Origin of the sequence: Kutzneria chonburiensis (genome assembly GCF_028622115.1) — a bacterium.
GTDB classification, from domain to species: Bacteria; Actinomycetota; Actinomycetes; order Mycobacteriales; family Pseudonocardiaceae; genus Kutzneria; species Kutzneria chonburiensis.
Genome location: NZ_CP097263.1, coordinates 1,671,471 through 1,692,119 on the forward strand (window position 1 = coordinate 1,671,471; position 20,649 = coordinate 1,692,119).

15 protein-coding genes and 1 pseudogene are annotated in these 20,649 nt (G+C 68.8%); 7 read left to right on the plus strand and 9 right to left on the minus strand.

What is annotated here, in order from left to right; genetic code table 11:
* Nucleotides 1-2: 2 nt before the first annotated feature.
* Genes M3Q35_RS07770 through M3Q35_RS07785 form a run of 4 tightly spaced genes read right to left on the minus strand, consistent with a single transcriptional unit; the run spans nt 3 to nt 5,355 of the window.
* A complete protein-coding gene (locus tag M3Q35_RS07770) occupies nt 3-2,363 on the minus strand; it encodes a glycoside hydrolase family 2 protein (protein ID WP_273940971.1) in 2,361 nt (786 codons plus the stop codon).
* A 15-nt stretch (nt 2,364-2,378) separates the two neighbouring features.
* The gene (locus tag M3Q35_RS07775) at nt 2,379-3,188 is read right to left on the minus strand and encodes a carbohydrate ABC transporter permease (protein WP_273944283.1); all 810 of its coding nucleotides are present in this window, start codon (nt 3,186-3,188) and stop codon (nt 2,379-2,381) included.
* Nucleotides 3,188-4,048, minus strand: a complete 861-nt coding sequence (locus M3Q35_RS07780) for a carbohydrate ABC transporter permease (protein WP_273940972.1) — start codon at nt 4,046-4,048, stop codon at nt 3,188-3,190. The genes M3Q35_RS07775 and M3Q35_RS07780 overlap by 1 nt, the downstream gene beginning before the upstream one ends.
* Entirely contained in the window at nt 4,045-5,355 is a 1,311-nt protein-coding gene (locus M3Q35_RS07785) for an ABC transporter substrate-binding protein (protein WP_273940973.1), read from the minus strand. The genes M3Q35_RS07780 and M3Q35_RS07785 overlap by 4 nt, the downstream gene beginning before the upstream one ends.
* Before the next feature lie 279 nt (nt 5,356-5,634).
* Between M3Q35_RS07785 and M3Q35_RS07790 the strand changes: the two genes are divergently transcribed.
* Nucleotides 5,635-6,663 carry a LacI family DNA-binding transcriptional regulator gene (locus M3Q35_RS07790; RefSeq protein ID WP_273940974.1) on the plus strand — a complete coding sequence of 343 codons (1,029 nt, stop codon included), beginning with the start codon at nt 5,635-5,637 and terminating at the stop codon, nt 6,661-6,663.
* Between the two features lie 4 nt (nt 6,664-6,667).
* Complete coding sequence (locus M3Q35_RS07795; RefSeq protein WP_273940975.1) at nt 6,668-7,795, plus strand: family 1 glycosylhydrolase; 1,128 nt, start codon at nt 6,668-6,670, stop codon at nt 7,793-7,795.
* On the opposite strand, the gene M3Q35_RS07800 is transcribed toward M3Q35_RS07795, so the two are convergent.
* On the minus strand, nt 7,770-8,222 hold the full coding sequence (locus M3Q35_RS07800) for a nuclear transport factor 2 family protein (protein WP_273940976.1): 453 nt from the start codon (nt 8,220-8,222) through the stop codon (nt 7,770-7,772). The two genes, M3Q35_RS07795 and M3Q35_RS07800, sit on opposite strands and share 26 nt — an antisense overlap.
* A gap of 121 nt (nt 8,223-8,343) precedes the next feature.
* Between M3Q35_RS07800 and M3Q35_RS07805 the strand changes: the two genes are divergently transcribed.
* The 5 genes from M3Q35_RS07805 to M3Q35_RS07825 all read left to right on the plus strand — a co-directional run bounded on the left by M3Q35_RS07805 (nt 8,344) and on the right by M3Q35_RS07825 (nt 16,300).
* Nucleotides 8,344-10,317, plus strand: coding sequence for a hypothetical protein (locus M3Q35_RS07805; protein ID WP_273940977.1), 1,974 nt, complete (start codon nt 8,344-8,346; stop codon nt 10,315-10,317).
* Complete coding sequence (locus M3Q35_RS07810) at nt 10,233-11,840, plus strand: hypothetical protein (RefSeq protein WP_273940978.1); 1,608 nt, start codon at nt 10,233-10,235, stop codon at nt 11,838-11,840. The genes M3Q35_RS07805 and M3Q35_RS07810 overlap by 85 nt, the downstream gene beginning before the upstream one ends.
* Before the next feature lie 79 nt (nt 11,841-11,919).
* Complete coding sequence (locus tag M3Q35_RS07815) at nt 11,920-13,464, plus strand: alkaline phosphatase D family protein (protein ID WP_273940979.1); 1,545 nt, start codon at nt 11,920-11,922, stop codon at nt 13,462-13,464.
* A gap of 39 nt (nt 13,465-13,503) precedes the next feature.
* Entirely contained in the window at nt 13,504-14,331 is an 828-nt protein-coding gene (locus M3Q35_RS07820; RefSeq protein WP_273940980.1) for a tetratricopeptide repeat protein, read from the plus strand.
* 10 nt (nt 14,332-14,341) lie between these two features.
* Complete coding sequence (locus M3Q35_RS07825) at nt 14,342-16,300, plus strand: HEAT repeat domain-containing protein (protein WP_273940981.1); 1,959 nt, start codon at nt 14,342-14,344, stop codon at nt 16,298-16,300.
* Nucleotides 16,301-16,338: 38 nt separating this feature from the next.
* Here the strand turns inward: M3Q35_RS07825 and M3Q35_RS07830 are convergent, their stop codons facing one another.
* From M3Q35_RS07830 to M3Q35_RS07850, 4 genes and pseudogenes are all read right to left on the minus strand, one after another.
* A complete protein-coding gene (locus M3Q35_RS07830; RefSeq protein WP_273940982.1) occupies nt 16,339-17,898 on the minus strand; it encodes an alpha/beta hydrolase in 1,560 nt (519 codons plus the stop codon).
* A 144-nt stretch (nt 17,899-18,042) separates the two neighbouring features.
* Complete coding sequence (locus M3Q35_RS07835; RefSeq protein WP_273940983.1) at nt 18,043-18,894, minus strand: ROK family protein; 852 nt, start codon at nt 18,892-18,894, stop codon at nt 18,043-18,045.
* A 152-nt stretch (nt 18,895-19,046) separates the two neighbouring features.
* Nucleotides 19,047-19,960, minus strand: a pseudogene (locus M3Q35_RS48460) (NADP-dependent oxidoreductase).
* Between the two features lie 11 nt (nt 19,961-19,971).
* A complete protein-coding gene (locus M3Q35_RS07850; protein ID WP_273940986.1) occupies nt 19,972-20,610 on the minus strand; it encodes an HD domain-containing protein in 639 nt (212 codons plus the stop codon).
* Nucleotides 20,611-20,649: the final 39 nt, after the last annotated feature.

The following is a 20,649-nucleotide window of genomic DNA, read 5'->3' on the forward strand; positions in this document are numbered from 1 at the left end:
GCCTACCTCTCATGGGATTCGATACAACGGATGGCTCCGGGCACGGTGGCCGGGTCGACCTCGGCCGACACCCGGAAGACGACGCTCTCGCCGGGGAGCAACGTGACCAGGCCACGATCCGTACGGGCGTCGGGGGACAGGCGATCGGCCTGCAACAGCAGGTCTCGCAGGACGGTGTTAGCGGTAACCGTGACGGACTCCTCGTCCACGTCGATACGGAAATCTGGCTTGGGGTAACGGAAAGCGGCGGCAAAGTAGGTCGCCCGCAGGCCATCGCAGTCCGCCACGAGGAGCTCCCGGGACGGATCCTCGATGCCGGTCGGCAGTTCGACCAGGCTGACGCTGTCCGGCGTTGCCTCCAAAGGAATCGTGTGCCCTCGCATCGAGCCGTCGACGTGCACGACACGCAGTTCGATCGAGCCGATCCAGGCCTGGCGGCTCTGGTTCACCGCGGCCAGCACCAGTCGCCCGTCCCGGCGCTGGAAGGTCAGCAGCCGGTCCGCGTAGAGCCGTTTGAGCTCGTGGTAGAGCGGCTTCTCCCGGCCGTCGCCGTCGATCGCCGACCAGGAGACGACCGGCCAGCAGTCGTTGAGCTGCCACAGGATCGTGCCGGTGCAGCGCGGCCAGTGCGACCGCCAGTGCTCGACGCCGGTGGCCACCGCCCGCACCTGGTTGACCTGTGTCAGATAGTGCCAGGTGTCGAAGTCCGCCGGCGGCGGGAAGTGCGGGGTCAAACCGCGGGCGAGCTTGCCGAGGCCGTCGTCGGCCTTCTGGTGCAACAGCATTCCCGGCGAATCGGGCCACAGCGGCTCGTCGGTGATCGCCCGGCGCAGCGTCGCGTACGCCGCCGGGGCCTGCCAGCCGAACTCGGCCACGAACCGTGGCACATCGTCCAGGTAGCCGGTGTAGTCGCGGCGGTTCCACACGTCCCACGAGTGGGTGGTGCCGTGGTCGGGATCGTTGGGGTGCTGCTGCCACGACCCGGACCAGGGACTGCCGGCCCAGTACGGACGGGTCGGATCGGTCTCGGCGACGATGCGCGGCAGCAGGTCCAGGTAGTAGCCCTCGCCCCATTCGGCCCCGGCCAGCTCCCGCTGCCAGCCCCAGTCGACGTAGCCCCAGAGGTTCTCGTTGTTCCCGTTCCACAGCACCAGCGACGGGTGCGGCATGAGGCGGACGACGTTCTCCCGCGCCTCGGCCTCGACCTCCGCGCGCACCGGCTCGTCCTCCGGATACGCGGCGCAGGCGAACAGGAAATCCTGCCACACCATCAGTCCCAGCTCGTCGCAGACGTCGTAGAAGGCCTCGTCCTCGTAGATGCCGCCGCCCCACACCCGGACCAGGTCGACGCCGGCCGCGGCCGCCTGTCCGAGGCGTTCGCGGTAGCGGGCCGGGGTGATCCGCGACGGGAAGATGTCGTCGGGGATCCAGTTCACGCCGCGCGCGAACACCCTGCGGCCGTTGACCACGAAGGTGAAACCGGTGCCGTGCTCGTCGGCCGAGGTGTCGAGCTCCACCCGGCGGAAGCCGACCCGGCGCGTCCACTCGTCCAGCGCGGATCCGTTCGAAGACAACACAACCCGGCACTGATAGCGGGGTTGGCCGCCGTAGCCGCGGGGCCACCAGACGTCGGCATCGGGGACAATGATCTCCACGGTCGCCGTGTCCTGCCCGGGCTCCAGGGCGACGTGTGTTGCCAGTCCGGCGATTGACACCGTTGCGGTGACTGGTTTTCGGCCCGTGCGCTCGACGATCAGGTGGACGGCGACATGGCCGTTGCCGTCAGCGCGAAGCGTCACCTCCGGTCGCACCTCGGCCAGCCGTGCGACCGACCAGTGTTCCAGCCGGGCCGCGCGCCAGATGCCGGCGGTGGGCAGAGTCGGCCCCCAGTCCCAGCCGAAAGCGCACGCCATCTTGCGGACGAAGTTGAACGGTTCGGGGTAGGAGTTCGGCCGCGCGCCCAGCTCCGCCCGTAGCCGGTCGGCCTCCGCGTAGGCCGATGTGAAGTCCACCTCCAGGACGCCGCTCAGTCCCGTGACGTCGTAACGATAGGACCGGTGCATGTTGCGACTGTGGCCCAGGGGCCGGCCGTCGACGGAGATCGCGGCGACGGTGTCGAGACCGTCGAAGACGAGGTCGGTGCGCTCATGTCCTTGTCCCGCCGGCAGTTGCGTCCGGTAGCGCCAGTCGCTGCGGCCGACCCACGCCACCTCGAGCTCGTTGCGGTCGAGCAGCGGGTCCGGGATGACCCCGGCCGCCAGCAGATCGGTGTGCACGCATCCCGGCACCCTGGCGGGAATCCCGGTCTCGGGCAGCCGCGGCCCGTACAGGGTCCAGCCGTGCAGCGGGGTGCTGACCAACATGTGTTCCTCCATGGGTTACTTCGTGGCCCCGGCCGACAGTCCACTGTAGATGAACCGTTGCAGCGCAAGGAAAACGAGCAGACTGGGGATGATCACCAGCGCCGCGCCGGCCGAGATGACCTCCCAGTGCGCCCCGTACGGGCCTTTGAACCGGAACAGCGAGGTGGAGATGGTGCCGAGGCTGTCGTCGGGCAGGTAGAGGAACGGGACGTAGAAGTCGTTGTACACGGCGACGCCCTTGATGATCACGACGGTGGCGATCGCCGGTCGCAGCAGCGGCAGGATGATCCGCCGGTAGATGGTGAACGAGCCGGCGCCGTCCAGCCGGGCGGCCTCGTCCAGCGCGACCGGGATGGACCGGACGAACTGGAGGAAGATGGTGATCGACACGATGTCGGTGCCCAGGTACAGCAGGATCGGGGCCCACCGGGTGTCGACCGCGCCGAGCCCGTTCACGATCTGGTACGTGGCGACCTGCGTGGTCACCCCGGGCACCAGCGCGGCGACCAGGAACCCGGCCAGCACCACCCGCCGGAACCGGAACCGGAAGCGGTCGACGGCGTACGCGGTCATCGACCCGATGACCACCGTGCCCAGCACCGAGAAGAACAGGATGAACGCGGTGTTGCCCAGCGCCCGCAGCATGTGCCCGTCGGTGAACGCGACCACGTAGTTGTGCAGGTTGAACCAGTCGGCCGGCGCCGCGAGCGGACTCTGGTCGGCCATTTCCCGACTGGTGCGCAAGGAGGTCAGCACGATCGCGACCAACGGCACGAGAACCACCGCGCTGGCCGCCACCAGGCAGACGTACTTCACCGCGCGCATCACGTCAGCTCCACCCGTTCGTCGGGGAACAGCCGCCGCTGCACCCAGGTGACCGCGAGCACGATCAGCAGCAGCACCACGGCGGCCGCCGAGGCCAGGCCGGTCTTGTCGAAGGTGAAGGCCAGCTTGACCGTCTGGATCACGAAGGTCTCGCTGTTGTTGGCGCCGCCGGTCATGATGAACGGGATCTCGAACACCGACAGCGAGCCGGAGATGGCCAGGATCGCGCTCAGCGCGATGATCGGCCGGATGGCCGGCGCGATGATGTGGCGGAACTGCTGCCAGCGGTTGGCCCCGTCCAGCGCGGACGCCTCGTGCAGGTCGGGCGGGATGGACTGGATGGCCCCGATGAACAGCACCATGTTCAATCCCATGAAACGCCACACCGACACCGCGGCCAGCGACGGGTTGACCAGGTCGGGATCGCCGAGCCAGAGCCGTGGGCCCACGCCGACCTGGTGCAATACCGTGTCCAGGGTGCCGCCGGGCTGGAAGAAGTACAGGAACACGAAGCCGACGGCCACGCCGTTGATCAGGTACGGGAAGAACAGGATGCCCTTGAACAGCGTGCGCAGTCTGGTGCGGAAGCTCAGCACGGTGGCGAAGTAGAGCGCGGCGGCGATCTGCACCGCCGAGCCGGCCAGGTAGAACAGGCTGACCGTGAACACCTGGAACAGTTCAGGCCGGGTGAACAGGTCCGTGTAGTTGTGCAGGCCGACGACGTCGCTGGTCGGGCTGAGGCCGTCCCAGTCGGTGAAGCTGTAGCCGATCATGTCGAGCACCGGCAGGTAGGTGAAGGTCACCAGCAGCGCCAGCGGGGCCAGCAGGTAGAGCCAGGGCGTGAACCACCGCGGCCTCATCCGACGGATCCCTTGGCCTGCGACCACTTCCGGTTCAGATCGTCGAACACGCCGGTGAGATCGCCGGCCGCCGCGCCGCGGGCGACGTCGACGATGCGCCGGGGATAGTCCTGGGCGCTGAGGCCGATCTCCGACGCCTTGTCGATCTCGTCCACCAGCGCCGTCTTGGCATTGCTGAGCTGGATGAACTTGACGCCGCCGGCCTGGAAGGGCGCGAGGTCGGACGGCAGCGGCGTGCCCTTGACCGAGGAGATCGACAGCGCCGCCTGCGCGTCTCCGGACTTGGTGATGTACCAGTCCAACCAGGCCCGGGCGGCCGCCTTGTGCTCGGAATGGACGTTCACCGCGTACTGGTAGTCCGGCCGCACCACCGAGCAGAAGTGACCGTCCTGTTGGGACGGAAACGGCATGAAGCCGATGTCGTCCGGGTTGGCGCCGGCGTTCTTGGCCGCCGCCCGCATCTGGACCACGGCCCACGAGCCCAGCCACATGGTGGCGACCTTGCCCGTGGCGATCAGGGCCTTGGAGTTCTCCCAGTTGGTGGTGTTGGGATCGGCCTCGGACAGCTTGTCGTGCACGATGTCGTACAGCAGGCCGTCCACGGTCTTCAGGTCCTTGCCCTTGCCCCATGGCTGATCGGTGTCGGCCAGCTTGTCGTTGGCCGCGGTGTCGCAGCTGGGGGAGCCGAGCGCGCTGCCCCAGTTCGTGAGCGGCCAGCCGTCGTGGTAGTTGGTGTAGTACGGCGTGGCGGCGGTCTTGTCCTTGATCGCCCGCAGGTCGTCGAGGAACTGCTGCGGCGTGGTCGGCCAGTCGGTGACGCCGGCCTGCCGCCACACGGCCTTGTTGTAGACGAAGCCGTTGGCCGTGCCGATGTTGGCGATGCCGTAGACCTTTCCGTTCACGGTGGCGTGGTCGGTGAAGTCGTAGGTCTTGGCCAGGTCGGTGGCGTCGCCCAGCGCGGCGAAGAACACCGGGTACTGCTTGAGCGGCACGGCGGCCGGGATGGACAGCACGTCGCCGTAGTCCGCGCTGTTCATCCGGATCTTGACGTCGCCCTCGTAGTCGGTGAGCCCCTGGAACTTCACCGTCACGTGCGGGTAGATCTGGTTGAACCGCTTGGCATAGCCGTCCAGGGTGCCGTCCTGCACCTGGTCGGTGCGATTGGTCAGCACGGTGATCGCGCCGGTGACCTGCGCCGGATCGGTCGGCGACGGGGCGTCGCCGGCGGCTTGGCCGGCGTTCCCGCCGCAGGCCGACAAGGACAGCACGAGCGCCGCCACGGTGATGGCGGCCGGTGTTCTGCGCATGGCGGACTCCTCGCTGGTACTAAAACGATTGAGCGACGGCCAGGGGGATCGCGCTGCTGGTGGCTGCGGCGATCAGCCCGGCGGCCGCCACCGCACAACTCCGTGGACCCATCGGCGTGTCCCTTCAACGAGCTGTGGCGGCGCGTTGAACTAGAACGTTTTATAGACGAACCGCGGCCGCTCGTCTACCGTGAGTTCGGAAATCCCAGGCACCGGCGAGGGCGACCGAGCTCGTACGATTCAGGTCAGGGACAGCGGTCGGGGAAGGCGGACAACCTGGTGAGTCGGGCGGACAGCGGGCGCAAGGTGACGATCAAGGACGTCGCCCGGCACGCGGGCGTGTCGCCCTCGGCCGTCACCCTTGCGGTGCACGGGAAACCGGGTGTGTCGACGGCGACCAAGGACCGCATCCTGCGGGCCGCCCGCGAGCTGGGGTGGAGCCCCAACCAGGCGGCGCAGTCGCTGTCCGGCCGGGCCGTGCACTCGGTCGGGCTGGCCATCGCCCGGCCGGCCCGGATGCTCGGCCGGGAGCCGTTCTACATGGAGTTCATCGCCGGCATCGAGAGCGTGCTCAGCGAGCACTCGTGCTCGCTGCTGCTGCGGCTGGTCGAGCCGGAGCGGGAGATCGACGTGCACCGCGAGTGGTGGGGCGCCAACCGGGTCAACGGCAGCATCCTGGTCGATCTGCGGGTCGACGATCCGCGTATCCCCGCGCTGGCCGAGATCGGCCTGCCCGCCGTCGTGGTCGGCGATCCGAGCCTGGCCGGGCCGTTCACCTCGGTGTGGACCGACGATGCCACCGCCATGGCCGAGGCCGTGCGCTACCTCGCGGCCATCGGGCACCGGTCCGTCGCCCGGGTCAGCGGGCCGGCCGAGCTCGGCCACAGCGTCATCCGCACCGACGCGTTCACTGCCACTGCACGCGCGTTGGGCCTGTCCGCCCGGACCGTCGTCGCCGACTTCTCCGCCGACCAGGGCGGCCGCGCCTGCCGCTCGCTGCTGCTGTCCGGCGACCGGCCGACCGCCATCGTCTTCGACAACGACATCATGGCCGTCACCGCGCTCGGCGTCGCCGCCGAGTTCGGCCTGTCCGTTCCGGCCGACCTGTCCCTGTTGGCCTGGGATGATTCCCAGCTCTGCCAGCTCACCCGCCCTACGCTGTCGGCCATGCGGCACGACATCTTCGCGTTCGGCGCCGACGTCGCCCAGACCCTGTTCGACGTCATGGCCGAGCGGCAGCCGTCGTCCCATGCCGCGCAGATTCCCGCGCTCGTGCCGCGTGGCTCGACCGCCGCCCCGGGAGCGTGATCCGATGGCCACGTGGTGGTGGGGGACCGGCGCGTCGTCCGTGCAGGTCGAGGGCGCCTGCCCGGCCGACGACTGGTTCCATTGGCCGGCCGCCCCGGCCTCCGGCGACGGCAGCGGCTTCGCGCGGCGCTACCGGGAGGACTTCGCGCTGCTACGGGACCTCGGCACGACCGATCACCGGTTGTCGATCAGCTGGGCTCGGGTCGAACCGATCGAGGGACAGGTCGATCAGGCGACGGTGGACCATTACCGGGCGGTGTTGTCCGCGGCCCGGGATGAGGGACTCCGCGTTTGGGTTTGCCTGCTGCACAGTGCGATTCCGGTGTGGTTCGCCGATCGCGGTGGCTTCGCCGGGGCGGGGGCGCTGGAGACGTGGTTGCGATGGGTGGACCTTGCCGCCGGTGTGTTCGGTGACCTGGTCGGTGGGTGGATGCCGTTCAACCTGCCGACGACGTACGCGCAGAAGGCCTATCTGACCGGCACTTTCCCGCCCGGGCACCGCGATCCACGGGAGTTCGCGGCCGTGCTGGCCACCGTGCACACGTGCGACTTCGAGGCCGCGTTGCGCCTTCGTGCGACCGGAAAACCCATCTCTAGCAACGAAGCCGTGCTGCCGCTGTATCCGGCCGACGCTCAACTGTCCCAAGTGGACGCCGTGGTGTGGGACTCGTGGCTGCGGCTGGCCCGTTCACCGCGCTACGCCAACGCGTTCGACCTGATCGGGATCTCCTACTACTACGCGATGGCCGTGACCTCGACCGGCGAGCTGGCCCCGTATCCACCGGACGGCCGGCCGGGTCCGTTGGGCTACGTTCCTTGGCCCGACGGCCTCGCCGATGTCTTGGCCCGGCTGCACCGGGAACTACCCGACGCACGCTTCGTCGTGGCGGAGATCGGATACGGCGACACCGGTGGCCTGGACGACACCGCCCGCTGCGAGTACCTGTTGCGCGCCTTCGAACACATCTCCGCCGCGCAGGCCAACGGCATGCGGATCGAGGGCGTGTCGATCTGGACCGGCATCGACAACTACGAGTGGCTCGCCGGCCATACGGTGTCGTTCGGCCTCTTCGACGCCGACCGCCGCCCTCGCCGCAGCGCCGAGCTCATTCGCTCCTTGACGCGCGGCTGACCACTTCCGCCGGCGCGTTGTGGAAGAACGCCAGTTCCTGCGCCCGCTCCGCGATACGCCAGCCTTTCTCCGTACGAACGAACCGATCGATGTACCAGAGGCCCACGAACATCACCTCGCCCCCTTTGAACACCAACGGGTTGTGACACATCGTCCGCCCGCTCGCCGTGTCCCCGGCCAGCTCGATCTTGCTCGCCGCCACCAGATGCTGCGACGCCGCGAAATGCCGTTGCGTGCCCGCCAGAAACCGCTTGATCGTCGCCAGCTCCCCGCTCACACCCCCGGTCGCCGTCAGATCGATCTTCGCGTCCGCCGTGAACACCTCGTCCAGCGCCGCCCACTCCCGCCGATCCACCGCGTAGCTGTAGTCGACCAGCAGATCCTGGATCTCGAGCCGGTCCGACAGTTCTTGCAGGGACTTCGCCATCGCCGCTCCCGGTGATTAACGTTTCAACATGTAACGATAATCGCCGAGCCCTCTGACGTCACCCCTGCCCGTTCGGGTGATCCCTCTGGACGACTGTTGGCGGTATGGCCAGGCTCGCGCGGTGGACGTCGATTCGGGTGCAGCGGTAGGTGGCGACAACACGGGCATCACGTCGACCGGCGACCACGCGATCAACATCCAGGTCATGCCGTCAGCATTGGTCCGGACCCAGTACCGCCAGCAGGTCAAACGCATCGCCCCGCCGGCGCTGCTCGGTCGTGAGTCCGAACTCGCCGAGCTCGCCGCGTTCTGCGCCGGTCCGGCCGGCTATGCGTGGTGGCGGGCCGAGGCCTGGTCCGGGAAGACCGCGTTGATGTCGTGGTTCGCTCTGCATCCGCCGCAGAACGTGCAGATCGTGTCGTTTTTCGTTACTGCGCGTCTGGCGGCCCAGGACGACCGCAATGCCTTCATCGAGAACGTGCTCGAGCAGCTGCTGGCCCTGCTCGGCGAGTCGATGCCGCCGCTGCTCACCGAGTCGACCCGTGAAGCACACCTGTTAGCTCGGCTGGAGGCCGCCGCCCGTGGTTGTCAGGCCCGTGGCCAGCACTTCGTGCTGCTCGTCGACGGTCTCGACGAGGATCGCACCGGCCACGAACACAGCATCGCCGCGCTACTCCCCTCCCACCTGCCCGCCGGCATGCACGTCATCGTCGCGGGCCGCCCCAATCCTCCCGTTCCCGAGGATGTCCCCGACCACCACCCGCTTCGCTCCGCCGCCGTCATTCGCCCGCTCGCTCCGTCCCCTCAGGCCCGGGCGATGGGCGTCGAGATGAAGAAGGACCTCAAACGCCTCCTCAGCGGCAACGACGCCGAACAGGACGTCCTCGGCCTCGTGACCGCCGCCGTCGGCGGTCTCACCGCTGCCGACCTCGTCCAGCTCACCGGTTTGTTGCCATGGCAGATCGATGAATGCCTCCGGACCGTCGCCGGCCGCAGCTTCTCTTCCCGGCCTTCTCGCTACGGCGCGGAGGCTTTCCTCCTCGGCCACGAGGAACTCCAACTCATGGCCGGCTCCCTCCTCGGCCCTTTCCGACTGGCCTCCTACCGCTCCCGCCTCCACTCGTGGGCGCAGGACTTCCGGTCCCAGCTCTGGCCTTCCCACACCCCCGATTACCTCCTGCATGGATATTTCCGCATGCTCACAGCAGCTTCAGCGCATCCCGAGCTGGTCTCCTGTGCAACCGATCTCCACCGCCAGGACCGACTCCTCACCCTCACCGGCGGGGACGCCGCAGCACTCGCCGAGATCACCACCGCTATGGAGACCCTCGCCGCGCACGATCAGCCCGACCTGGTCGCGATGACCCGCCTCGCCATCCACCGCGACCGTCTGACCAGCCGTAACAGCAAAATGCCCATCGAAGTCCCCGCCGCCTGGGCCCTCCTTGGCGAGGTCGACCGTGCTGAAGCCATCGCCAACTCGATCCTTTCTCTCGACGACCGAGTGGCAGCGTTTGTCCGGCTGGCCGAGACGATGGCCGCCACCGGTCAGGGTGAACGGGTGGCTGAACTACTGGCTCGCGCGGAACGTGATGCCCACGCGCTGACCAACTACTTCGACCACGCAGCCGCGCTGGCCAAGGTGGCGGCCGCGATCGTCGCGACTACGGATAATGTCGATCGAGCCGAGGCGATGCTGGCAGCCATTCCTTGGCCCGACGAGCGCGACAAGGAAACGAGGACAGTGGTCACCGCCATGGTCGCGGCTGGGCACATCGACCGCGCCGAGACGTTGGCGAACTCCGTCGACGATCCGATTCACTTGGCCGAAGCGCTGGTGCCCGTTGCCGCGGGACAGGCGGCGGTGGGGAACTTCCACCGATATAGGGATGTCCGTACGCGGCTGGGGAAGCTTTTCGCCGTCGTCTGGCGGACGACTTCGACACGAAGCTCGAGGTGCTTGCTTCACTGGCGACCGAGTTGGCTCGGGTCGGTGCCGGCGATCTGGTCATGGACCTGGCGCACGCCGCCGATGATGTCGCGGAGAAGTTCGCCGACACCGACGACGCCCGCTTTGACATCGTCAGTGGGATGATCGATGGATTGTTGGTCGAAGTGTGGGCTGCGGCTGGAGACCTGGACCGTGCCGCAGACATCGCGTGGCGGATCAAGGACGCCCACGAGCGTGCGAGATCCTTGGTGGTTCTTGGGCGCGAGCAGGGCCGGGCTGGTCGCGCCGAGCAGGCACACGACACGCTCGGTCATGCGGAGCTGCTCGGCCGGGAGGAGCGGCCCCATCGGTTGCTGGCCGTGGTGGAAGCGTTCGTGGCGATCGGTGACATCGACCAGGCCACACGCCTCGCCGACTCCATTGCGAGCCCAGTGGTCCTGGCGGCGGCGCTGGCCAAGTTGGGTGAGGCGGAGGCCCTTTCGGGCCGGTACGAAGAAGCGGCCGGTTTTCTGCTGCGTGCCGAGTCGACCGCTCGCCGCGCGGTCGTCGCCACTGGCGAAGCGCTGGCCAGCGCGGCGGAGGAGCTGGCCAGGGCAGGGGCTTGCGCTGCTGCGGGGAGGATGATCGACCGCGTTCTGGAGGTCGTCTCGTGCGAGCCTGGCGGGATCGACAATGTGCTCACGCTGAGGCATCTCGCCACCACGCTCGCACTGGGCGGCGAACTGGACCGGGCTGAGCAAGTCTGCTGCGCGGTGTCCTCTTCGGCGTCGGGAGCCGATGCCCTTGCGACAGCAGCCGAGAGCCTTGCCGAGGCAAGTCGGATCGGTGAGGCAACCGACGCGTTCAGGCGGGCTAAGCGGCTTGCCCGTATGGACCGCAGACATGGGGAGCGGACTGCGGGGTTCATCATGGTGGTGCATTCACTCATCGCCGCTGGTGATTTTCTCAACGCAGAGGCGACGGCGCGGTCCGTGGTCGGCCGCGAGATGCGAGCAGGTTTGCTGGCAACGGTGGCAACTGGATTGGCTCAGACGGACAGCAGCGAACGCGCGGCCGAGGTACTCAAGCCTGTCGAACGGATCGTCCGGACGTGTCGGCGGACCAGCGCCCGTGATGAGGCGGCTGCCGCACTGGCAGGGGTGCTCGCATTAACAGGCGATACTGAGCGGGTAAGCCACCTCCTTTTCACGATCGCCGATGACGTCCAACTGAACTCCGCGATGGCGGCAGTGGCGCGAGCCCATGCGCTGGGCGGACATCTGGACCACGCTGAGGAGGTGATTGGTGCCATTACGGACCCCTATCAACAGTCCGAGGCGCTCGCCAAGGTGGCACGAGCGGCTGCGAGCGTGGGGCACATTGATCAGTCCGTCGAGATTGCCACTGGGATAGTGGACCCCTTTTGCCGTGCGACGGCGTTGCGAGACGTTACCGAATTGCTGGCCGGTGCCGGTGCTTTCGACCGGGCCGAGGAGATCGCCAGGATGATCACGGATCGGGAGCACCTGGCCGAGGCATTGTTGACGGTGTTGCGGGCCAAGCCGGCGATGGACCGGCGCGCCGTGGCAGAGGTGCTTCTACTGGGGGAGTGGTTCAAGACTCTGCCAGAAGTGATCGGCACGGCGCCGGACGCATTGGAGGAGATCATGGATGAGCTGACAACGTGAGACCTTCACCCGGCGGCCACCTGGCGTTCGTCACGGCGGGATAGGAAGCTGGGGAACCGCGAACCCTGGAGGTCCACCGATGTCTCTGTCCCGGCGAACCCTGTTCCGAGGCGCCCTCGCGGCCGGCGGCGGTGTGGTGATGGCGGCGGGCACGGCCACTGCGGCGCCGGGGCTGGTGCGGGCGGGCCGGCCGGTGTTGACGCACGGGGTGCAGAGCGGCGATGTGCTGGCGGGCCAGGCGACGGTGTGGACCCGTGCGGACCGGCCGTCGAGGATGATGGTGGAGTTCGGCACGGACCCGACGTTCCGGCGGGCGAGGACGGTGCCGGGGGCGCTGCTGCTGCCGGGGTCGGACTTCACGGGCAAAACGGTGTTGCCGAACCTGCCGGACGGCACGGACATCTACTACCGGGTGACACCGGTCGACCTGCACGACAGCTCGCTGGCCGGTGCGCCGGTCCAAGGCCGGCTGCGGACGGTGCCGTGCCGGGCCAGGGACGTGTCCTTCGTGTGGTCGGGCGACCTGGGCGGGCAGGGCTTCGGCATCGACACGGCCCGCGGCGGCTACCGGATCTTCGAGCAGATGCGCCGTCTTGACCCGGACTTCTACCTGTGCAACGGCGACAACATCTACGCCGACGACCCGATCGAGCCGACGGTCACGCTGCCGGACGGCACCCTGTGGCGCAACATCGTCACGGCGGAGAAGTCGAAGGTCGCGGAGACGCTGGACGAGTTCCGCGGCAACTACAAGTACAACCTGCTGGACGAGAACCTGCGGCGGTTCTACGCCGAGGTGGCGCAGATCCAGCAGTGGGACGACCATGAGACGCACAACAACTGGTACCCCGGCGAGATCCTCGACGACCCGCTCTACACCGAGAAGCGGGTGGACGTGCTGAAGTACCGGGCCCGCCAGGCCTATCACGAGTACGTGCCGATCGATCCGGTGTACGACCGGGAGAACCGGATCTACCGGGTGCTGCACCACGGGCCGCTGCTGGACGTGTTCGTGCTGGACATGCGCTGGTACCGGGACGCCAACTCGCCGGACAAGCAGGCGTTCAACGACGGCGGCATTCTCGGCGCCGAGCAGGCGGCCTGGCTCAAGCGGGAGCTGAAGCGGTCCACGGCCCGCTGGAAGGTGATCTCCAACGACATGCCGCTGTGCGAGGTGGTCGCCGACGCCGGCGGCAGGTTCGAGGCGGTCTCCCAGGGAGACAACGGAAAGCCGCTCGGCCGTGAGCTCCAGATCGCCGACCTGCTGACGTTCCTCAAGCGCAACCGGATCCACAACGTGGTGTGGCTGACCACCGACGTGCACTACACCGCCGCGCACTACTTCGATCCGGACAAAGCCGCCTATCAGGACTTCGATCCCTTCTGGCAGTTCACTTCCGGCCCGCTCAACGCCGGCGCCTTCCCGCCGGACGCCGTCGACACGACCTTCGGCGCGCAGCAGGTCTTCGTCAAGGCCCCGCCGTACGCCAACGCCTCGCCGGCCACCGAGTTCCAGTTCTTCGGCCAGGTGGCGATATCCGCCGAGACCGAGGCGATGACGGTACGGCTGCGCGACAACTCCGGGACCGTGCTGTGGTCGAAGGAGTTGGGCCCGCGGCGCTGACCACCGCTGTTAGGATCCGTCCCAAGGGGAGGGATCACTGTGGACTGGACGTTGCACCTGCACAGCCGGCTGCGCCGCAGCCAGCTGCTGGCCGAACGCAAGACGCAGATCGCCCGGCTGTCGGACAGGCAGCCGTACGTGGCTGAGACGAAGTATCAGCGGTTGGTCGAGTTGGACCGCCGGCACTTGGGCAACGCCCATCCGGTCACCTTGAACGCCGTGCTGGCGCTGGGCACCTGGCAGCGTTTTCTCGGCCGCTACCAGGAGGCGGTCGCGATGCTGGACACGGCCGTCCCGCACTACCACCCGGTGCAGCACCGCAACGGCTTGCTCATCGCGCGGGCCGTACGGGCGACGATCCACGCACACCTCGGGGAGCGCGCGGAGGCGGAGCGGGACCTGCGCGGGATCGTCGACGAGGCCATGCGGGTGTGGGGTGCCGAAGACCGCGTGACGTTGCATACCCGGGCGTACCTGGCCGGCGTACTGGCCGACGGCCAAGCCGATGAGGCCGTCACGCACATGGCCGACGTGGTGGCCATCCGCACCCGGTTGTTCGGTCCGGACGAGCGGATGACGCTGTGCTCGAGGCACACCTTCGGCATGGTTCTGGTCGCGGCCGGCGAGGTCGACCGGGCTGAGGTCGAGTTCGGCGCGGCGCGCAACGACACCGCCGCCGGCCGTTCCTGCAATCTGATCTGCGAGCACGGCGAGGCGGCCATCGCCGCCGCCCGTGGCCAGCGCGACGTCGCCATCCGCGGCTACGAGTCGGTGATCCGCGGCTGGACCGACTACCTGGGCCCGGACACTCCACGCGCGGAGGACCCTCGGAAGGACCTCGCGGAACTCACTGGCTCGGCGTCGTAGAGTGCACGGCATGGGGGACATCCTCGACGACGTCGACTGGTCGAAGCTCAGACACCTCAACGGCACCGCGACCGATCTGCCGGAGTTGCTGCGGGCCTGCGCCAGCCGGAATCCGGACACGGCGCTGGCCGCGATCGGCGAGTTGTACGACAAGCTGCACCACGAGGGCTGGGAAGTCACCTCGGCGGGGGCGGCGGCGCTGCCGTGGCTGGCCGAGCTGGCCACCACCTTCACCACGCGCCACCGGAAACGCGTGGTCGAGCTGCTCGAGTACCAGGCTCGTGCGGCCATGGAGTCGCCGTCGGGCATGGTGGCCGAGGGCTGGTGGCCGGCCCTGGACGTGGCGCGGCCGAAGTTGTTGGCCCTGCTGGACGATCAGGATCCGGTGGTGCGGCGGAAGGCCACGCTGCTGGTGGCCGACGGTATCCATCATCCGGAGGCGATCGCCGCGCTGCGGCACCGGCTGGCGGTCGAGAACGACCGGGTGACCAAGGCCGACGTCGTGCTGGCCCTCGGTGCGGCGTATTCGTGGTCGGGGGATGAGGGTGCGCACGCCGATCTCATCGCGCTGCTGCGGGACGAGGACCTCCAGTACCGGCTGGCCGCCGTGCACGCGCTGGCCAACACGCACCCGGCTGTCGCCGCCGAGAACGTCGAATCCGTGGTCAAGGCGCTGATGGACTCGGGGGTGGCGCTGTGGGCGCTGTCCGAGTGGATCGACGGCGAGCCGTCCGTGATGGTGAACTACACGCGGCACCTGTTGGTCGGCCATCCCGCCGCCGCGGCGGTGCTGGAGTCCGCTTTCGACCGCCGCGCCGCCCGGTTGGCGGAGGATCGCGCGCGGGCCGAAGTGGTGCTCCCGCGCGAGATTGCACCGGATCTGGCCGCGCGGGCAGCGACAGTGGCCAACGCCGTGCGGGTGTTCAGCGAGTGGCGCAAGGCCGATGCGGTCCTGCCGCTCGTGGGGGCATGCCTCGACGACGATGACCCCACGGTCCGTTATCGCGCGGCGGCGCTGCTGGCCTGTCTTGGCCGGCAGGCCGCGCAGTACGTTGACCAGTTGTTGGCGCTGAGCAGCGATTCGACGCCGTACGACCAGTGGAAGGGCATCACTGTCGGCGACGCCGCGGTGTGGGCGTTGGCCCGGCAGGGACATCCGGGCTGTCTACCGGCACTCGTGGAGCGGCTGTCCGGGGACCGGCTGGGGTTCGACGTGGCCCATGCGTACTTCGGGCGGGAGGTGCACCGGCTGGCCCAACCCGCCCTGAGCGATATTCTGATTCCGTTGCGGGACAACGCTGACGTGTTGCTGGGGCCGGTGGTTGCGCGGCGCGATCGGCCCTTTGCCCCGCAGCTGTGCGAGATCGTGGCCGCGTGGGAATCGGCGGAAGCACTGCCGGTGCTGGTGGACATGTTGGCGGAGGGCAAGCTGCGGCCGTTGGCGGCGAAGGCGATCGGGGCGATCGGCGTCGATGCCGCGGGTGCAGCGGATGCGTTGCGGGCCAATGCTTCTGAGCCGGCGGTGGCGTGGGCGCTCTGGCGCACCGGGGTCGATCGGGATCGCGGCATCGCCGAGCTCACCGGGCAGGTGAAAGACGCGGCGACGCTGGCGTTGGTGGCTGATCTTGGTGCCGATGCGGCGGGATGTGTTGACGCCGTAAGGGAGTTGGCCGAATCGGCGGACGATCGGGTTCGGGTCGAGGCGGTTCACGCCCTGTGGCGGATTACGGGTGAACGGCGCACAGCGGTGCTGGCCGACCTGGCGGAGCCGTCGCGGCCGGGGCAGATCTCGGCGGCGGGGATTGTCGCGCTGCGACACCTTGCGGCGATGGGGGAGCCGGACGATCGGGTTCAAGCGATCGCACGATCCATTGTGGACAGTGCGAGGAGGATTGCCTGTCACGGCGGCTGGCGGGCCTTCACGGAGGACGAGGAAATCCGGGCCGTGGCAACGAAAATTCTGGGCTGACCGGCCCGCCGGGGGAATCCGGCGGGCCGGTCGGTGTGTCAGAACGGCTTCTGGTCGATCGGGCAGGTGGTGCCCTCGGCCGGCAGCACGCCGGAGATCAGGTAGGCGCGCTTGGCCTTCTCGGCGCAGGTGCTGTGCACGTACATGGTGCTGTGGCCGGAGCCCTCGACCACCAACAGCCGCGCCCGGGACAGCTCGGCGATGCCGTCCTTGGCGCCCTTCAACGGTGTCGACGGGTCGAACCGGCTGTTGATCACCAAGATCGGCGCGGCGGTGACTCGGTTCCACGGACCCCGGTAGGGCTGCACGGCCCGCTGCGGCCAATAGGCGCAGGACATCATGTCGAACACGCCGATCCGGCCGAAGTACGGCACCCGCTGGTCCTCGCTGACCGCCAGCGCGCTGTAGGTCGACTCCGAAGTGGGCACGGTGCTGTCGCCGCACTGGATGGCGTTGAACGCCTCGGCGGAATTGCCCAGGTACGGCTCGCCCTTCGGCTTGGCGGCGAACGACGTCACGCCGCTGGCCACGTACAACTGTTGCAGCACAACGGCATTGTCCTTCCAGTTCTCCGGCTTGGCCAGATCGCCGGCCAGGTTGACCACCGCCGAGTAGCTGAAGGTGCTGGTCGTGCCATCGGCATTGGTCACGGTGATCGGGTGCTGCCGGGCCCGATCGGCCAGCGTGCGCCACTTGGCGTGCACGTCGCCGTCGGAGAAGGCGCAGTTCGGCCCGGCGGCGGCGCACTGGGTGAGGAAAGACTCGAAGGTCTCGGCGATCCCGGTGGCCACGTCCTGCCGGGTGTCCACCGGCAGCGTGCTGCCGGCGTTGCCGTGCCCGGTGGCGCTGCCCTGGAAGTCCATCGTGCCGTCCATCACCAGCGCGCGAACCCTTGCGGGGAACAGGTTTGCGTAGATCGCGCCGATGTGGGTGCCGTACGAGATGCCGTGATAGGTCAGCTTGGCGTCACCGACGGCCCGCCGCAGCAGGTCGATGTCACGGGCGGTGTTGACGCTGTTCATGTACGGCAGCAGCGCGCCGGCCTGCTGCTGGCAGCGGTCGGCGAGATCCTTGGAGGCACGGTAGAAGGCGGCCTCGCCGCTGGGATCACCAGGCATCTCCGGGAACGACGCGAAATACTGCTGCTGCTCGGCGCTGGTCGTGAAGCAGCGCACCGCGGTGCTGTGGCTGACTGCCCGCGGATCCCACGACACCAGGTCGAACCGGGAGCGCAGCTCGTCGGAGAACAGCCAGGGCCACTTGGCCCGCTGCCGCAGTCTGTCCACACCGGACGGTCCGGGCCCGCCGAAGTTGACGAACAGCGTGCCGATCCGGTGCGTCGGGTCGCTCGCCGGCAGCTTGATCAGGGCGAGGTCGATCTTCGAGCCGTACGGGTTGGCGTAGTCCAGCGGCACACCGGCGGTGGCGCACTGGAAGCCGTCGGCGCAGTCGGACCAGGTCAGCGTCGGTGTCGGCGCGCGGTCGGCCAGCACGTCGGAGCCGTCCGCGGTGGCGGTGGCCGTCGCCGGCACCAGGCCGAGACCGCAGGCCAGCGCCGCAGCGACGGCCCCGATGCGTCGCCTCAGGGTAAAAGGCACCTCAAGATCTCCTCACGGTCGTTTTCCTTTTGACGCCGTGAGAAGGTCCGAGGTTGTAGAAGAGTCACGCCCCCGAGGAGTGGTCGGGCACGTCGAAATCGTCGAAACCGGCCAGCGTGGCCACGTCCCGCATGGTCGGCCGGGTCACTGCGCCGGCACTCCCTGGGAAATCGTTGCCCACCAGGCCGCCCCGAGCAGGGCGGCGTCGGCCGGTCGGCTGGCCGGCCGTAGCTCGACCCCGGCCGGCAGGCCGACACGCAACGGCCCCTCGACCAGATCCCAGGACGCCGCGATGGACCCGCCGACGACCACCACCGTCGCGTCGAACGTGGTGAGCCACGGCCAGATCGTCGTACCGAGGGCGCGAAAGGCGTTGTCCAGCACCGACTTCGCGTGACCATCGCCGCCACGGGCCCGTTCCGCGATGACGTGCACGTCCGGGCCGTCGGTCTCGTAGGCAGCGCGGATTGCCCGCCGCGACACGGTTTCCTCCAGCGGTCGCCCCTGGAACTGCAACAGGTGCGCACTGCCGTCCGGCGGCACCAGCGGGCCGTCGTTCACCGGCATGCCGCGGTCGAGGAACGCCGAACCGACGCCGGTGCCCAGCGTGAGGCACACCGCGCGCGAATGTCCCGCTGCCGCACCGGAAACGTACTCGCCGATGCCGAACGCGTCGGCGTCGTTGAGGAAACGCAGCGTCGGCGACGGCAGCCGGCGGCCCAGCTCGGCCCCGACGTCCACGCCATACAGCGCGTCGAACTTGCCGACGTCGTGGAACAGGCCGATGCCCGCGGCGTAGTCGAACGGCCCCGGCACCGCGACACCCCACCGCGTCCCGGGCCGGACGTCCAGCGTGGTTGCCGCGGCGGCAATGCCGTCGAGGATCTCCGTCGCGCTGCCGTCGGCCGGCAGCGGCAGCCGCGCGGCGGTCTCCACCGCCGCGTCGGCGACCAGCGCGGCCGTGACATGTGTGCCGCCGACTTCCAGCACGGGCACCGCTTCCAATGGCTCCTCCGAGGTCAGCGCATCGCTCGAAAGGTACCGGCCCGCAGCGTGTGCTCGATGTCTTCGACGCTTCGCCCGCGTGTCTCGGGCCCGAAGCGCTGCACGAAAGCGAAGTCTATGGCGTTGATCACGGCGAACAGCCATCACGGTCGGTCCGCGGCCACCTCGATGATCGTCTTCCCACGGCGGCGACCGGCGAAGGCGTCGGCCGCCTCGGCCAGTGGGCGCACATCGCCAACGAGGACCCGAAGCCGGCCGTCACGCACTCGCTGAGCCAACTCCGTCAGCTGGGCACGGTCGGCCTCGACCACGAAGAACACGGCACGCCCGTCCTTGGGGTGCTCCGCGGGCGGGGCGGCGATGGTGACCACGGTGCCGCCGGGGCGGACGAGCGCGGTCGACCGGGCCAGGACGGAGCCGCCGATGACGTCGAAGAGCACGTCGACCTCGCCGGTCGGCGGATCGGCGGCCAAGTCCCGAAACTCCTGCGCGCCAAGGCCGAGCACGACCTCACGGTCGGCCGCACGGCCGGTGCCGATGACGTGTGCGCCGACCTCGCGGGCCAGCTGCACGGCGATCGACCCGACGCCGCCGGCCGCCCCGTGGATCAACACGGTCTGGCCGGCGACCAGCCCGGCATGCACGAACAGGCCCTGCCACGCGGTCAGCCCCGAGATCGGCAGCGCGGCGGCGACGGTGTGGTCGATGTCGGATGCTAGCGGCGCTAGATTTCGAGCCTCCACGGCGGTGAACTCGGCCAGGGTGCCGTCCGAGCCCAGTCGGCGAGGCCGAAAACGCGCTGGCCGACGGTCAGTCCGGTGGTGCCGTAGCCCAGGTCGGCGACTACGCCGGACAGCTCGTGCCCGGGCACGCTCGGCGTGCGGTCGCGGCCGGCCCGGTCGGTCCAGGTGGCGGGCCAGTCGAGCTCGCCGGGTGTGAAGCCGGCCGCGTGCACGCGCACGATCACGTCGTTCTCGGCGGCATGCGGGTACGGCAGGTCGGTCAGCGTGAACCCGGCGACACCGGCCTCACGGTCGCGGACGGTGATTGCTCGCATTTCGGCTCCCGTCAGCTCGGCCAGGCCGAGCCGAGCATACGCTCGACCGTCCGAACGCGCTGAAAACCCGGGACGAAGTGCTCGAGCACATCGGCGTTGATGGTGCCGTACGTGCTGTCCGGCCGGTGCTTCTGGCCGGCGACATAGGCGGCCAGGAACTCGTTCTTGAAATCGCCGCGCGGGTGCTCGGCGAGGATTTCCGCCACCTGAGACGGGTCCAACGCATCCAAGCCGACACCGATCACGTCGGTGGCGACACCGAGATACAGACTGGCGATCTCCGGACCCATCCGGTGCGGAATTCCCGGAGTCGTGTGCAGGGCGATCGCCGTCCACACGGTGTCGGCCGCCTCGGCGGAGAAACCATGCTCCAACAGGAACTTCCGCCCGTGATCGGCGCCGTCGACCTCGAACCGCTGCTCCACGTCGGAAAAGGGTGTGGTCAACCCGGTGTCGTGGAACAGGGCGGCCAGACAGAGCAGTTCCGGGTCCGGCTCGATGCCGAGGCGGCTGGCGTGGATCTGGGCAAACAGGAATACGCGGCGCGAGTGGTGGTAGATGAGCGGGCTGGTCGTCTGCTCGATGAGCCGGGTCGCCTCGGCGACGGCCGCGGTGTCGGGAACCTCCACACCCGCGATGACCTCTGACATGGCTTCCGCTCTTTCCGGTGGTGTTTTCCTTCCTTTCCA

Bases quoted from the DNA above. Each gene is read 5' to 3' on its own strand.
- M3Q35_RS07785 (WP_273940973.1), bottom strand. From the start codon at position 5,355: ATGCGCAGAACACCGGCCGCCATCACCGTGGCGGCGCTCGTGCTGTCC.
- M3Q35_RS07775 (WP_273944283.1), bottom strand. From the start codon at position 3,188: ATGCGCGCGGTGAAGTACGTCTGCCTGGTGGCGGCCAGCGCGGTGGTT.
- M3Q35_RS07850 (WP_273940986.1), bottom strand. From the start codon at position 20,610: ATGTCAGAGGTCATCGCGGGTGTGGAGGTTCCCGACACCGCGGCCGTC.
- M3Q35_RS07825 (WP_273940981.1), top strand. From the start codon at position 14,342: ATGGGGGACATCCTCGACGACGTCGACTGGTCGAAGCTCAGACACCTC.
- M3Q35_RS07810 (WP_273940978.1), top strand. From the start codon at position 10,233: ATGGACCTGGCGCACGCCGCCGATGATGTCGCGGAGAAGTTCGCCGAC.
- M3Q35_RS07815 (WP_273940979.1), top strand. From the start codon at position 11,920: ATGTCTCTGTCCCGGCGAACCCTGTTCCGAGGCGCCCTCGCGGCCGGC.
- M3Q35_RS07770 (WP_273940971.1), bottom strand. From the start codon at position 2,363: ATGTTGGTCAGCACCCCGCTGCACGGCTGGACCCTGTACGGGCCGCGG.
- M3Q35_RS07795 (WP_273940975.1), top strand. From the start codon at position 6,668: ATGGCCACGTGGTGGTGGGGGACCGGCGCGTCGTCCGTGCAGGTCGAG.
- M3Q35_RS07800 (WP_273940976.1), bottom strand. From the start codon at position 8,222: ATGGCGAAGTCCCTGCAAGAACTGTCGGACCGGCTCGAGATCCAGGAT.
- M3Q35_RS07780 (WP_273940972.1), bottom strand. From the start codon at position 4,048: ATGAGGCCGCGGTGGTTCACGCCCTGGCTCTACCTGCTGGCCCCGCTG.